A 14,227-nucleotide genomic window follows, 5' to 3' on the forward strand; every position below is an offset into this window, starting at 1 on the left:
GTACTAATATTATAACATTTTTTATTACTACACGCTAATGATTATTCTATTTCTCGCATAGCCAAACCGACAGGAACAGCAAAACGTGCGCCGACGCGGTCTAAAATAGGCTTCAAATCAACCGGATAAACTACTCGCGCCCAAGGATCACCAATAACCGTGTTAATATTAAAGGTGTTTGACAAATAACCCGGTAAATGGCCCAAAAGAGCCGTACCGCCAGTCAAAATCAACTTATCAATTTTGGTATTATTGCTATCCTGATATAAATTAACAGTATAGCTGATTTCATTTAAAATTGGAGCAAAAGATTTTTCCACAGTTTGAGGCAAAGAGTTTTCGCTTGTTTCCGAATCTAATGACAAATCCTGCTTAAATTGTTCAGCACGATCTAAATTGACATTTAAAGCCATAGAAATAGCCTTAGTCAAAGCTTGGCCGCCCAATTCCAAAGAACGACTCAGTACTGGCACTCCCTTGGAAACCACGACTAAACTCGAAGTTGCCGCTCCCATATCAATAATCATTACCGTTGATTTATCATCACCCAAAAGCGAACGAACCAAGGCAAAACTCTCAGTCTCCAGACTAAGTAAGGTCAAACCACACTTAGCAAAAATATCAATGTATTTCTTAATCAACTGTTTACTGGCTCCAGTTAGAAGCACTCGAACATTCTTTTTAGGTTTAGAAAATATTTTTTTCAAAGGATTAGTTTCTTGGCTTATTTCGGGCAATTTATCCGTATCACCGCCAACCTCAAATTCCTCTACGATCTTCCAATCCAAAATTATTTCTTCCAGTGGCATAGGAATAATCTTTTTAGCTTCCCAACTTATTGCCGCAGCTAAATCTTTCTTAGATAATGAAGGCAACGTCAGGATAGAAGTAAAGACAGAAAAATTAGGCAAGGCGGCTACGGCCTTGTTAGCTGTTACTTTTGATTTTTTACAAACTTCCTTAAGGATAGCAGCAGTTTCTTCAACATCAGAGATTATTCCCGATTCCGAGATGTTAGTCGGGCTTTTTTCTGTGAAACCGTAAGTAACCAAACGCGGCCGACCTGAATAGTTAGCTAATTCCACGACCTTAATTGAGGAAGATCCCAGATCGACACCGAGATAATTGTTTTTCTTTGATCCAAACATAAAAAATAAAAAATGGTGACTAATAATTGATAATTAAATAACCGTTCAATACTGATAATCACGAATTACAGGCAAATTTTCCGCCAAAGCTTTAAGTCCGGGTGGCGGATTAGCGATTAAACGTCCATCATAAATTATCCGTTCCGATCCTTGAATTAATTTAGAATAAGTACGCCGGAAGTCAAAAGCTTTAGCGATAATCAAACCCAGTACCACCAGCTGATCCTGGCTTTCGTTAGAGAAAAAGACGCCACAACTATTGGCTACATATTTAGGATAATCAACAGATGACCCGCTTTCCGCTTGACATAAGATATTGTCCTTGCCTAAAAGCAAGTAAGCTCCGACAATCTGGGTTACTGCTGGATCAACTATGACATCTCCCTTAACTACCCAAGCCACCGAGCCGAGTTTTTTTAAGTCATCCGGCAAAGAACCATTGCTATAACCAAAATTGCTTTTAATATTCAAATCGCCATTAACCACTATCAAGCCATTGCCTCTTTGGCCATCACCGCCGTTAGTAATAACGAATCCGTTATCAATGGTCAGATTACCATTAATAACATACACGCTATTATTAAAAACTTCGCTTTTTTTCCAAGTCGTTGCATTGTTATAGATATTCAAAACTTGATCATATTTGTTATAGCGAGTATTGCCAATTCTCTTGTATTCCGTGGTCAAGCCGACCAAATCAATCTGTCCCAAAGCATTCCTATAAACACCATTCTGAAACGTCGGGTAAGCAATGGCAACGTCAGAAAAAAACGGCTGTTGGCAATTAGTGGAAGTAAAACTGTAGACATCCTTAGCAAAAATACAGTAAGTGGCGTTACGACCCTTTTCAAACCTTTGCCTGATATAATTAGAACCATAAACTGAACCAAACTGCGTTTGCAACCAAGGATAAACAATCTCGGCCGCGCCATTAAATTCCACCCAGCCGGCGCCAACCAAATTGGTAACATCACCGTTCCAACCCCAACCCAGAATTGTACCGTTAGCTCCATTGACTACCGTACCGTATTTTTTACAGCCGCCGGTGCAACCACTGTTACAAACAATACGACTGGCAGTGCCTAAGGGATTAGTTGAAGTCTGACAGCCGTTGCAATTAAAACAGATTGAGCCGCTACCGGCGCTAGTTGAAGTAATATTGGCGTCAGGAATATTCGCCCCATCAACCCTAACACGGGCAAAACAAGTACGACAATTTAATGCTCCATCTTCATTATTGGTATTGCAATCATAACAGGCTTGACCGACGCCGTTAGCCAAGGAACCACTATCCACAGTACTACCCAAATGCAAATAACCGTCACCGCCTAAAGAAACAACCCCGGCCCAACCGGTAATCTTCTTGGATATTGGATCATAACTGGCATTCCAACCATCATCAAACGATGGAGTACCGCCGATACCGGAACTAGAGCAAGTAAAACCGAAACAAACCCAACCCACATATTCTGACCACCCATAACCGACTAAATTATTATTGCTATCCAACTGGACTTTATACATCTTTGCGTCTCCACTTTCTGGAAACTCCGGATTCTGGTAATTCAATGATATCCAACCGTAATTATCGCTCCAAAGCCAGCCGGCTATGTCGTAGGCCACATCTGTTTCCTGCATAAAAGCCAACCGACAAGCCAACACTCCGGTCAAAATAATAATGGCCGTAAACATGACGAGTGATCCGTATTTAAAAACATGATTAGTCATTATAGATTATCAAGTTGTTTCCAAGAGCAAACGGAGGCTGTCGTTCTAATGCAACCGCAAAAATGACCGGCATTACCAGTGGCGATATACTTAATACTCCCTTCTTGGGTAGAACAAGTACAAGTACCAGAACAAGAGTTGCCACTACTGGTTCTAAAACGAACCATGCCGTTTACATCCAACTTTTGCGTCGGCGCTACAGTGCCTATCCCTACATTGCCTCCGGTTTGCAATATCATTTGATCAGCATTGTTTTCTCTGAAATATATATTTCTGCCGGAAGGACGATTAACATAAAGATTAGTATTATCAGGCGATGACAATAAGTTATAAGTGCCTTGAGAAATTTCAGTTCCTGATAATTGCAAAGCCATCCAGGCGCCGCTTTGCGAGCTGTCCGGCCACGGACCTATAACCGCATATCCCCCTGCCTTTTCATTAATAGAGCGTCCAACCATCAAACCCGTCCCACCCCTAAAAACACCTGCCCAACCATTATTAGTATCAGAGCTACCCGAGATTGCTGTTCCGTTTTCCGTTCGTCCTTGTATTCCAGTCCCTCCTGGACTGTTGCCATATACGCCGATACCTTCACTGCCAGTAGATATGCCCAACACTCCTGCTGTATACCCCTCAGCTATAACGCCAAAAGAAAACTCCAACCCTGATGTGATATGGCTGTTTTTAACATAAAGCGTAGCACCATCGCCCTGAGTGATACCATAAGGTGATTTATTATCGCCTACAACGCTTAAGGTGGATATTGGACTGCTGGTTCCAATACCTATCTTTCCATTGGACAAGAAAGTCACCACGCTATTTGAAGGGGTATTATCACCGGTCGCCAAAACCAAGTTGGCGGAATTAGCCGGACGATACAACCACCATAATTCTTGAGAGCTTGTAACCGTGCCAACAGACCACTTCAAACCGTTAGAATAATTAGTAGTATTAGTGTTAATATCAACAAAAACATCTTTATTGACAATTGCCGGACGTGAAGTAACTATTGAATGGTTAGAAACAACCAGTGATGATAAGGGCGCCCAAGTTCCGATTCCGACGTAAGCATTTTCACTCCTAATTTTCATCGCCGGTATGCTATCGCCCCAGCCATGCACAGTAGAAGGATCGGTTCTACCGACATAGAAATCAAACCCTCTCGCGGCCTCATTTGTTAATGATGCGGTGTACCCTATGGCCCCAGCCTCATCTCTATAATTGCCAGCTCCCATAACACTAAATTCAATACCTGAATCACCACTGGGATTCCAAGCGCCAGCCCCGCTTTCCGTAATGGCCATTGCCGAAGCCGGATAATAGGTCGGCCCAGAACCTATATGTAATCGTTTCTGCGGATCAGTATTATTTATACCCACCATCCCCGCTTGATTAATGGTTGCCCTATCTACTCCACCTCCCCAAATATTCAAACTATCTGCTGTGCCAGGATAACCACTTATTCCAGTATTGCGAGTATATATAGACCAATGCTCGTTACCAATGCCATATTGCAACTGTAACTCCGGGTTATTAACCTTGTCAGTAATGCGCACTCTAGCTGTCTTAGCGCTAACAGGAGCTGCTACTTCTAGCATTTCAGCGGGGACCTCAACACCAATGCCCACCATAGCATTAAAAGCTGTTGTGCCAAAATCAATAACAGACAAAAGCGGTATACTACCACTGGAATCCACTATCTTCATAGCATAACCCAACAAATTAGCCGATTTAATTAAAAAACGATGATTTGCCAACGTAGCCGTACCAACAGCCACCCGGCCATTAGCATTATCAATAATCAAAGCTGAAGTACCGGTAACATTAGTGCCATTAGCGGGATAATAAGCGGCTTGACCGGCCAAACCATAATTGACTCCACCACCAGTACTACCTCCTGTGCCACAAGCTGACGCCGTAGCAGAAATCTGACCGGTAGCGCTGGCCTGCAAACAACGACTCCCACTACCAGATAGACTGCTTGCCGTTATTGCACCGTTGACTTGTAAACCAGTAGAACTGACTACGCCAGCCACATCCAATCTAGTAAGAGGATTATTTATGCCAATACCAATATTACCGTTCTGCTTGATAGCCAGACGATCATTGCCACCGCCCCAAATCCTAAAAGCATCTTCAGTCTGATTATTATAAATACCCCAGTGACCATTAACATCACTAGAATACTGCAATTGAATCTCGGGATTTTTGGTATCATCAAAAACTCGCAACCAGGTGGCAGTAACAACGCTACTAGGTTTTTTTACCACTAAAGTAGCAATAGGAGCTGAGTCATTTATACCGACATTACCGTTATCAAAAATAGAAGAATTACCTAGTGTGTTAGTGCCGGTAAATTTAGATACATAATTAACCGTACCACTAATTCCTCCGGATGATGGTAAAGTAGAAGTACAAACCAGTTTAGTCCCACTCCAACCAACCAAGGAAGCAATACTGCAGTTATCAGGAGTAACTGTTAATGTATTCCATCTGCCAGAAATGACATCGCCGCTAAAAAGTGTTGACTGATTAAGTGGCGCCGCAACATTGCCATTAGGCGGATCATTTGTAGGACCAGTCCAGGCTAAAACTGGGGTAAATAAGACTAAAAATAAAGACAGGCCGCTCACGACTGAAATCGCGACCCCAAAAAACTTAATGGGCTGTTTTAACAGCATATTTTTGTCACCTTTAATTTTGCTTATGGAGAACAAATCCCCTTGTTGTTATAAAGTTCCCCATGGTTCTCAATTATTTATGAATCCCTGATAAACTTGACTTACTCTTAATTACCAGAGCTGGTCGTAAATTTTCAAGAATTGCATAATAATAAAGCTGGCTGTTTTATAACTTATCCACAAGCATTAACTATAATTAATTATACAACATTTTGACCATTTTGATAAATCATGATTATTGATTACAACATAAAACGTCTATTTAATGCAATATCTTCATAACTGATTATTACAAGAAAGATGCCAGTGAATAATATTTTGCGACTATAAACAGGAAATGGTATAATAAAGATGTAATTCTTTATGCCTTTACTATGACGGATCATGAATCAGCTATGGACGAAGCGACAATAGCTAACAAAATAAACAATCAAAAAAACATTAAACGTAACGAATTGGCTCGCGCCAATGTTTTTTCTCCGGTAGACACCGCCCTAAGCCGCCGTTCCATTCCCTCCGACCAATCCCAAGACCAACAGGAAAACACAAAAAATCAATTAGACACAACCCCTTCAATACACCAAGTAATCCCCCAGGATCGCCGGCAATCGGTTGATAACCAGGCCAATTCGCTTAGTGCCCAAAAAGCACAAGCTGCTAATACGGCTTTTGAAGCCACTAAGCAAACTGCCGAAGCGGAAGAAAAAATCCAACAAGCCATGAAAGCCGTTAAAACGATCAAGTATATCTGGATGGCAATAACTTTTATAGCGGGAACATGGTGGCTCTGGGTAATCGCTCTGATCTTAATTGTTACTATTATGATCGGTGGCAGTATGTATTACGCTTATGAGAAATGCGGCTGGTCATTTTATCTTGACGGCGCCATAAGTTATTTAACCAATGACCCGGAAAAATTAATTAGCGGCAGCTTGGAGTGCGTCCAAGAAAGCGAAACTGGTTCTCCGGCGGCCACTCCCGCATCCGCGCCCAGCGCTCAAGACCCCGGTCCGCAACCTTCTAGTGGTGCCACATCTGGCGAAGGCGAAGGAGAAGCCAGTGATTAATAATAAAAACTATATGAACCTTGATTGGAAAAAAATTGGAGTATTTGCTTTGATCATCGGCGCTACCGCTTTACTAATATTCTTTATTTATTGGTTCTTTTGGTTGCCTTTTTTCGCTCCTCCCGCTATTACACCCATTGAACAGCCCGCTACCACCACTATCAGCCAATTTCCCGAGGCTGGCGCCGGTAATCAGCAAATAGCAACACAATCCGGTTCCCTACCTCAGTCACCGGGACAGACACCAGCCTCAGTGCCCACGGTTACTCAAACAGCTCAAGGCGGATTAACGGCCATAAACGCCATAGTCAAGGATCCGGTTTATTTTTCCTCCATGACTTCCGGCGGAACGATTAATTATTACAACACCAAAGACGGCAAATTCTATCGCGTGGACAGTAACGGCAATATCACCGCCCTAAGCGATCAGGTGTTCTATAATGTCTCTAATGCCATTTGGGATAATAAAGGTGGCAAAGCCGTATTGGAATACCCTGATGGCTCCAATATTGTTTTTGATTTTAATACCCAAAAACAAATCACCCTGCCCAAACATTGGGAGAGTTTTGAATTTTCACCCAATGATGAGCAAATACTATTCAAAAACATGGCGCTGGACACAGAAAATCGTTTCTTAGTTGCCGCCAAATACGACGGTTCCAGCCCCAAAATATTAGAAAGCATTGGCGGCATAGAAAACCAGATTCAAACAAATTGGTCTCCCAATAATCAAATGGTAGCAACCTTCAATGAAGGCAAGGATCTTAATCGCTCTGAGGTTTATTTTGTCGGTCTCAACGGTGAAAACTTCAAATCCATGATTGTAGAAGGCCGAGGATTCCAAAGCGAATGGTCGCCTAATGGCGGACGTTTGCTTTACAGCGTACATAATATGACGGATTTTAAACCGCAATTATGGATTTCCGATGCCTACGGTGACAACGTCGGCACCAACCGCCAAGCGCTTTCTCTCAATACTTGGCCTGATAAATGCACCTTTGCCGGCAATGACACGCTTTATTGCGCCGTGCCGCGCAATTTGCCTGATGGCGCTGATATTGATCGTAGCGTGGCCAACACCTTGGCCGATGACATCTACCAGATTGACTTAACGACGGGCCAACAAACCTTAATCGCCACACCGACTCGCCAAGGCAGTATCAGTAATATCATGTATAACATTTCCTCTCCCAAATCGCTCTTCTTCAGTGATGCGAATAATAACAGAATTTACAAAATTGACCTGCCATGAACAAAAAATTATCAATTTTAGGGTTCACCCTCTTAATCGTTTATTTCTTACTTCTCCCCTTAGCCATGGTTCGGGCGAATTATGTTGACGACTGCTTAAAACAACAACAAGATCAACTTGACGATTGCGAATCTAACGACGCGGTTTGTCGGCAACAAGCTGCTGACGATTTTTCTCTTTGCAAAAGCGACTACGAAACAACACAAAATGCGCAACTGGCATCGTCAGACGCAACCGCTAACCGCAAATATGGGGATTTGATCCTTAATATCCCCATTGGCAGTTTTACCGGTGGCAATGTTAATGAAAATCTATTAGGCAATTACATCAAGGCTTGGTATGATTTAATGCTTGGAGTCATTAGCATCGTAGCCACGGTAATGATTATGTGGGCCGGGTTCAAATGGCTTTTAGCGCGCGGCGACAGCGGTAAGATCACTGATGCCAAATCCATGATTTTTTCAGCTCTGGCCGGATTGGCCCTGGCTTTACTATCTTATACTTTAATGTCCATTATTAATCCAGGACTAACAATAATAGACTTAGGGGGACTAAAACCAATTGAAGCACCAATGATAGAACAATATAATGATCCACGCCTCGACACCAGTCCCTATAATATCAATCAAAACGGAGAAAGATCGACGACAGAAAAAAAACTTGACCAAATTGTATGGGAAGAAGTTTTAGCTCTCGATCCTAACAAAACTGAAGATAAATTATTTTTAGATTTTATAGTTCCGCCAACAGAATATTTACCCGGTGGATCATTTACTGAGGAAGTAATGTTTACACAAAATCCAGCCGGAGGATATATAGCCAAATGGGAAGGCATGTCAGAACAGGACAAAGGCATCTTCTTAAATATAATCTTAAATAATATATCTACTGATGAAACCGGCTTAAATTGGGATGTAAAAAATATTTATGATGATAACCGTAAACTAGAGGGAATTCTACTAGTACCTAGAGCATATATCAGATAATAAAAGATACAATATGATTAATGACAAGCATTATAATACACTGCGTAAGATAAACATCTTTAGTATTTTGTTTTTTATTTTTTTTGCTTTTTCTACCGTTTCTGCCTCTAATGCATCTACATCCTTTACTTTTACTCCTAATGTAGCCATCGGCGGTATTTTTACAACCGGAGCAAAAATTCCGGTCGATACCAATCTTTTTCCCAGCTACATTAACGCCTGGTATACACTACTATTAGGAACAGTCGGTATCCTCGCGACAATCATGGTAATGTGGGGCGGGTTTAAGTGGCTTTTGGCGCGCGGCGACAGCGGTCAAATCACCGAAGCCAAGTCCATTATCCTTTCCGCTTTAGCCGGACTGGCCTTAGCCTTGCTATCCTATACCTTAATTAGTATCATTAATCCAAACCTAACCGCCATAACCGGACAAGATCTTGAGCCGATCATCTATTACTCGTCTAATAGCATAACCAACAATAATGATGTAGGCACCATGGAAAAAATCAATAAAGTTCAATCCGGTTCCGTCGCCGTGGCTGGAAACACACAAGGGTTAAAACCGCCGACCGCATTATTGGCCAATAGCATTTCCGGCGCTATTGATGCCCAGCCGACTTCGGCTTATCGGCCACAAGACACTGGTTCCAACCACGCTAATGGAACGGCGTTAGATTACCCCAGAAACAACACCAGCAATGCTTATTTCCGCAATTTAATTAAAAATCAAAAAACAGCATTTTATTACGACGGGCAACCTGGCTATGTCTTGAATAACGTAACTATAAATAATATAACTTATCCCGAAATACGCATTATTGACGAACCAATCAATAATTGTTGGCATATAGATATGGGCAAACCGCCAAAACTACCATAATAAAATGGCAAAAACACAAACAATTTTTTCCTGTTCCAAATGCGGCGCCCAATACCCCAAGTGGCAAGGGCGCTGTCTTGATTGTGGCGCTTGGGGCACCTTAGCGGAAGAACTAAAAAAAACCGAAAGCACAGCGACTAAAAGCCTAGCAGAAAAACCAATTGATTTATCAATTATAACGGGAGGCACAGAAGCCAGGACCCCGACCGGCCTAAGCGAGGTTGATCGCGTTTTGGGCGGCGGCATTGTTAATGGCGCTTTAATGCTCTTAGGCGGGGATCCGGGCATTGGCAAATCCACCCTGGCTTTACAGTTAATTGGCCAGATTAATTCCATTTTATACGTTTCCGGCGAAGAATCGGCGGCACAAATAAAAATGCGCGCCGAACGCTTAACTAATGACTTAAGCAAACTGAAATTCCTGCCACAAACCAACATTGACATTGTCATCGCTACGGCTACTGAACTCAAACCGCGATTGCTGATAGTAGATTCTATTCAAACGGTCTATACGGCCGATTCACCAGGGGCGGCGGGCAATGTAGGCCAAATCACGGCTTGTACCGCCAAGCTGATGTCTTTAGCCAAAACGAATGACATCGCTGTTTTGATTATCGGCCATGTCACCAAGGACGGCCAAGTCGCCGGACCGAAAACTTTGGAACATTTAGTAGACACGGTAATGTACTTAGAAAATGACGCGCAAAATAATTTTAAAATTTTACGCGCCGTCAAAAACCGTTTCGGCGCCGTAGGTGAAATAGGCGTCTTTGAAATGACCGGCAGCGGCCTAAAAGAAGTCAGCGACCCGGCAGGTATTTTTGCCGACAAAGAATTATCTTTAGGTAATCCGGGCATTAGCGCTACCATGATTCTTGAGGGTACCAGGCCGTTTCTGGTGGAAGTGCAATCGCTGGCCGCCAAAACATTTTTCGGTTATCCGCAACGCAAAACCACCGGCTTTGACTTAAATCGCCTGCAAATGCTTCTGGCGGTTATCAGTAAATACAATAAAACCAACTTAAGCAATCAAGATGTCTACCTTAACGTTGCCGGTGGCCTAAAAATAAAAGAACCGTCAGCTGATCTGGCGGTGGCCATGGCGGTTATTTCCGCTTTTATCGAGAAATCAGTACCGACAAAAACCTTGATTTTAGGCGAGGTTGGGCTATCCGGAGAAATCCGTAGCGTGCCGCAACTGTCTCGCCGACTCAAAGAAGCGGAACGGCTTGGTTATGTTCAAGCCATTATTCCCGCTCGGCAGAATATGTCTTCCGGAAAATTAAAATTATTACCCATTAAGCACATCAGCGAGGTAATGCTGTTGTTGAATAAATAATGAGGTTGGCACCGCCGTCAAGTGGTTGGGGTATTCGGAGGCTTCCAACAAACAACAATTAAAACGGAGTGTTATTCCAAGTGTGCCGTCAATCCAAACTGGCTGACCACCTCAGCTAATCGAGGAAAATCTTCCATTCTGAACTCAGCCACAAAATCTTTCGCGGCATCGCGGGCTTTTTTTGCCAAAACCAAATCGCCAGGATCGGCGATTTTTAAGTTATCAATAAAACCGGACTGTTCCTGACCAAACACATTGCCGCCGCCGCGCTGTTTCATATCATACTCGGCTAAGGCAAAGCCGTCTGTTGTCTGTGACAGATAATTCAACCGCGCCAAAGCCCGATCCGAAGGATCTTCGGAAAATAGAAAACAATACGACTGATAATTCCCTCGCCCTACGCGGCCACGAAATTGATGCAACTGGCTCAGGCCGAATCTTTCCGCGCCCTCGATCATCATAACAGTGGCATTAGGAATATCCACGCCGACCTCCACTACTGAAGTAGAAACTAAAATCTTTATTTTATTGTCTTTAAATTTGGCCATTACTTCTTCCTTTTCTTCCGACTTTAACTTGCCATGCAATAAGCCTACCGGCAATTGCGGAAATACTTCCTTATCCAACTTATTGAATTCCTCAGTCACCGACCGTACGCCTAATTTATCCGAAGGATCAATTAGGGGACAAACTACAAACACTTGCCGACCGGCGGCAATCTGCTTACCGATGAACTCATAAGCCAACAAGCGCTTGTCCGGAGGCACTACTTTAGTAACAATAGCTTTCCTGCCCTGGGGTAATTCCTTAATTAAAGACAAGTCCAAGTCGCCATAGACAATCAAAGCCAAAGAACGTGGAATGGGTGTAGCAGTTAAAGACAAAAAATGCGGGATTTTACTATCGGCGCCTTTTTGCTTCAATTCCTGTCTTTGTTTAACTCCGAAACGATGCTGTTCGTCGACAATAACCAATCCCAGTTGTTTAAATACCACTTCTTTCTGGATCAGGGCATGAGTGCCAACGATCAAATCTATTTCCCCTAAAGCCGCTTTAGCCAAAAACTCTTTTTTGCCAAGTTCTTCGCCATTGAACACTTTTTGTGTTCGAGTTAGTAATCCCAAATTAACACCACAACTAATCAATAACTTGCTAATGTTATAATAATGCTGATTGGCAAGAATCTCCGTCGGCGCCATTAAAGCCGCTTGCTGGCCGTTCAAAATGGCGTTATACATGGCAATCAAAGCCACAACAGTCTTACCTGAGCCGACATCGCCTTCTATCAGCCGGTTCATAGGTTCAGTTTTGGCTAAATCCTTGATTACTTCCCAAGCGGCGCGTTTTTGATCTAAGGTTAATTCAAAAGGCAATCGCGCTATAAACTCTTTTATCTTTAATTCCTTAAATTCAATAGACGGGGCCTCCAGTTCTTTTAAATTACTCCGTAATATTTGCGACCAAGTCTGCAACAAAAACAATTCATCAAAAGCCAAACGATGACGGGCAGCAGCCAAAGCGCTATTATTTTCCGGCCAATGCACATTAATCAAGGCGGAAGATAAACTGACGAGATTCTGTCGATTTATAATTTCTTCAGGCAAATAATCATTAACTGTCATTATCAACGGCTTAAGTCCTGATAATAAAAAACGCAGTTGTTTATTGGTTAAACCTGAGGTCAAAGGATAAACCGGCATTATGCCCGGAGCACCACTGCTGACGCGTTCATAACTGGGGGAATTAAAATGCAAACTATACATATCCCCGCTTATCCTGCCATAAACCCTAATAGTTTCTCCGCCGGCCAGAGTTTTACTCACCCAGGGTTGATTAAACCAGACCAACTTAATGGATCCGGTGTCATCGGTTAGAACCGCTTCAGTAACGATTTTCCTCTGCCGATGACTGCGACGACTGGCCACAAGTTCCAAACGTCCGATTACTGCCGCCTCCATGCCCTCGCGCAAATCAGTTATCTGAGACAAGCAACTGTAATCTTCGTAACGGAAAGGATAATAAAAAATGAGATCGCGAACGGTCTCAATGTTTAATTTCTTCAACTTGTTGGCCAGCCGTTTAGCATAGGGACTGATCTGGCTAACCTGGCTATCAAGTGACAAGTTCATAGGTAGGGGTCAGATTAGCATCTAACTTTATGGACTTTCGACTTTACAAACTTTCAACTAACTTATGTACCCGACAGGATTCGAACCTGTGGTCTCCGGCTCCGCAAGCCGACGCTTTATCCAGCTAAGCTACGGGTACATTATATTAACAATCTGTCCCAAAAGCAACTTTTGAAACAGATTCACATCTTATCATTTTCCCTGATATAAATCAAGTCCTACAGTCTGAGCCAGCGCCTTAGTTGTTCGGAGAGGGGCTCGGCTTCCCGCTCCAAATCCTCCGCTATATGCTGTAATAAGAAATCCCTGATAGCGACAGCATTCTGACCATCCAACGGGATAATAAGACGACCGCGCAAGGAATTGCGGAATTCCAGATAAAGATTCTTTACGCCTTGCGCCTGGTAAACGACGTAAAAATGGTCAATATCTTTAAAATAATAAAAATTACCACCTGACTTAACACCGTCTTCAGTTAAAATAAAATCTATTACTTCCGGCTGCCGGCCCTCATAAAATAAAATCAACAAATAAAATAACAATAAAAAAGCGCTAAACAGATAGTTATTATCGTAAATAGTCCAAATCAAAGCCAAGGCCAACACGATAAGCGAGATGACATACCAGCGCTTATCCTTATGATAAATTACAAATTCCGGATGCTGCCAGGAAAAAACCACGCGACTAAGCTGTTCTAAGGTTTTTTCATTTTGAGGCATATAGGATTTATGTTTAACTTAGGTGCTATTAATTCGGAGAGGGCGAGATTCGAACTCGCGATCCTTTTAAGGGGACATCAGTTTTCAAGACTGACGCATTCAACCGCTCTGCCACCTCTCCAAAAGTCTAACTGAAGGGGAAAGACACTCGCGCCCCTACCTGCTAAAAGTTTATCTTCGGAGAGAGAGGGATTCGAACCCTCGGTACGCCCATAATAGACGTACAACGGTTTAGCAAACCGCCGCCTTCAGCCACTCGGCCATCTCTCCTAATAACACGACCTGCTTATTCTATCAT

General features: G+C 42.7%; 10 protein-coding genes and 3 tRNA genes. 5 read left to right on the forward strand and 8 right to left on the reverse strand.

The window, feature by feature from the left end:
* Positions 1–41: 41 nt before the first annotated feature.
* From pilM to WC473_01680, 3 genes are read right to left on the reverse strand one after another with little or no spacing between them, the layout of a single operon-like run.
* Positions 42–1,148, reverse strand: coding sequence for a type IV pilus assembly protein PilM (gene pilM / locus WC473_01670; protein MFA5124523.1), 1,107 nt, complete (start codon positions 1,146–1,148; stop codon positions 42–44).
* Between the two features lie 45 nt (positions 1,149–1,193).
* A complete protein-coding gene (locus WC473_01675; protein ID MFA5124524.1) occupies positions 1,194–2,876 on the reverse strand; it encodes a hypothetical protein in 1,683 nt (560 codons plus the stop codon).
* Positions 2,876–5,557 (reverse strand): hypothetical protein, encoded by a 2,682-nt coding sequence (locus tag WC473_01680; protein ID MFA5124525.1) that lies wholly within the window; start codon positions 5,555–5,557, stop codon positions 2,876–2,878. The genes WC473_01675 and WC473_01680 overlap by 1 nt, the downstream gene beginning before the upstream one ends.
* Positions 5,558–5,931: 374 nt before the next feature.
* Between WC473_01680 and WC473_01685 the strand changes: the two genes are divergently transcribed.
* Genes WC473_01685 through radA form a run of 5 tightly spaced genes read left to right on the forward strand, consistent with a single transcriptional unit; the run spans position 5,932 to position 11,081 of the window.
* Positions 5,932–6,624, forward strand: coding sequence for a hypothetical protein (locus tag WC473_01685; GenBank protein MFA5124526.1), 693 nt, complete (start codon positions 5,932–5,934; stop codon positions 6,622–6,624).
* Positions 6,625–6,637: 13 nt separating this feature from the next.
* Entirely contained in the window at positions 6,638–7,876 is a 1,239-nt protein-coding gene (locus WC473_01690; GenBank protein MFA5124527.1) for a hypothetical protein, read from the forward strand.
* The gene (locus WC473_01695) at positions 7,873–8,862 is read left to right on the forward strand and encodes a pilin (protein ID MFA5124528.1); all 990 of its coding nucleotides are present in this window, start codon (positions 7,873–7,875) and stop codon (positions 8,860–8,862) included. Before WC473_01690 ends, WC473_01695 begins: the two co-directional genes overlap by 4 nt.
* A gap of 13 nt (positions 8,863–8,875) precedes the next feature.
* Positions 8,876–9,742 (forward strand): pilin, encoded by an 867-nt coding sequence (locus WC473_01700; protein MFA5124529.1) that lies wholly within the window; start codon positions 8,876–8,878, stop codon positions 9,740–9,742.
* Positions 9,743–9,746: 4 nt separating this feature from the next.
* On the forward strand, positions 9,747–11,081 hold the full coding sequence (gene radA, locus WC473_01705) for a DNA repair protein RadA (GenBank protein ID MFA5124530.1): 1,335 nt from the start codon (positions 9,747–9,749) through the stop codon (positions 11,079–11,081).
* Between the two features lie 71 nt (positions 11,082–11,152).
* On the opposite strand, the gene recG is transcribed toward radA, so the two are convergent.
* The 5 genes from recG to WC473_01730 form a co-directional block, all read right to left on the reverse strand.
* Positions 11,153–13,210, reverse strand: a complete 2,058-nt coding sequence (gene recG / locus WC473_01710) for an ATP-dependent DNA helicase RecG (protein MFA5124531.1) — start codon at positions 13,208–13,210, stop codon at positions 11,153–11,155.
* Positions 13,211–13,275: 65 nt separating this feature from the next.
* A tRNA-Arg gene (locus WC473_01715) sits at positions 13,276–13,349 on the reverse strand.
* Between the two features lie 79 nt (positions 13,350–13,428).
* Complete coding sequence (locus WC473_01720; GenBank protein ID MFA5124532.1) at positions 13,429–13,929, reverse strand: hypothetical protein; 501 nt, start codon at positions 13,927–13,929, stop codon at positions 13,429–13,431.
* Between the two features lie 34 nt (positions 13,930–13,963).
* Positions 13,964–14,050 (reverse strand) — tRNA-Ser (locus WC473_01725).
* A gap of 57 nt (positions 14,051–14,107) precedes the next feature.
* Positions 14,108–14,199 (reverse strand) — tRNA-Ser (locus tag WC473_01730).
* Between the last annotated feature and the right edge of the window lie 28 nt (positions 14,200–14,227).

It is taken from the genome of Patescibacteria group bacterium, from assembly GCA_041650895.1.
Lineage (GTDB): Bacteria > Patescibacteriota > Patescibacteriia > 2-01-FULL-39-33 > 2-01-FULL-39-33 > CAISTG01.

Excerpts from the sequence above, each read along its gene's own strand:
- WC473_01720 (MFA5124532.1), bottom strand. The coding sequence starts at position 13,929 with ATGCCTCAAAATGAAAAAACCTTAGAACAGCTTAGTCGCGTGGTTTTT.
- WC473_01695 (MFA5124528.1), top strand. The coding sequence starts at position 7,873 with ATGAACAAAAAATTATCAATTTTAGGGTTCACCCTCTTAATCGTTTAT.
- pilM (MFA5124523.1), bottom strand. The coding sequence starts at position 1,148 with ATGTTTGGATCAAAGAAAAACAATTATCTCGGTGTCGATCTGGGATCT.
- radA (MFA5124530.1), top strand. The coding sequence starts at position 9,747 with ATGGCAAAAACACAAACAATTTTTTCCTGTTCCAAATGCGGCGCCCAA.
- WC473_01675 (MFA5124524.1), bottom strand. The coding sequence starts at position 2,876 with ATGACTAATCATGTTTTTAAATACGGATCACTCGTCATGTTTACGGCC.
- recG (MFA5124531.1), bottom strand. The coding sequence starts at position 13,210 with ATGAACTTGTCACTTGATAGCCAGGTTAGCCAGATCAGTCCCTATGCT.
- WC473_01680 (MFA5124525.1), bottom strand. The coding sequence starts at position 5,557 with ATGCTGTTAAAACAGCCCATTAAGTTTTTTGGGGTCGCGATTTCAGTC.
- WC473_01685 (MFA5124526.1), top strand. The coding sequence starts at position 5,932 with ATGACGGATCATGAATCAGCTATGGACGAAGCGACAATAGCTAACAAA.
- WC473_01700 (MFA5124529.1), top strand. The coding sequence starts at position 8,876 with ATGATTAATGACAAGCATTATAATACACTGCGTAAGATAAACATCTTT.
- WC473_01690 (MFA5124527.1), top strand. The coding sequence starts at position 6,638 with ATGAACCTTGATTGGAAAAAAATTGGAGTATTTGCTTTGATCATCGGC.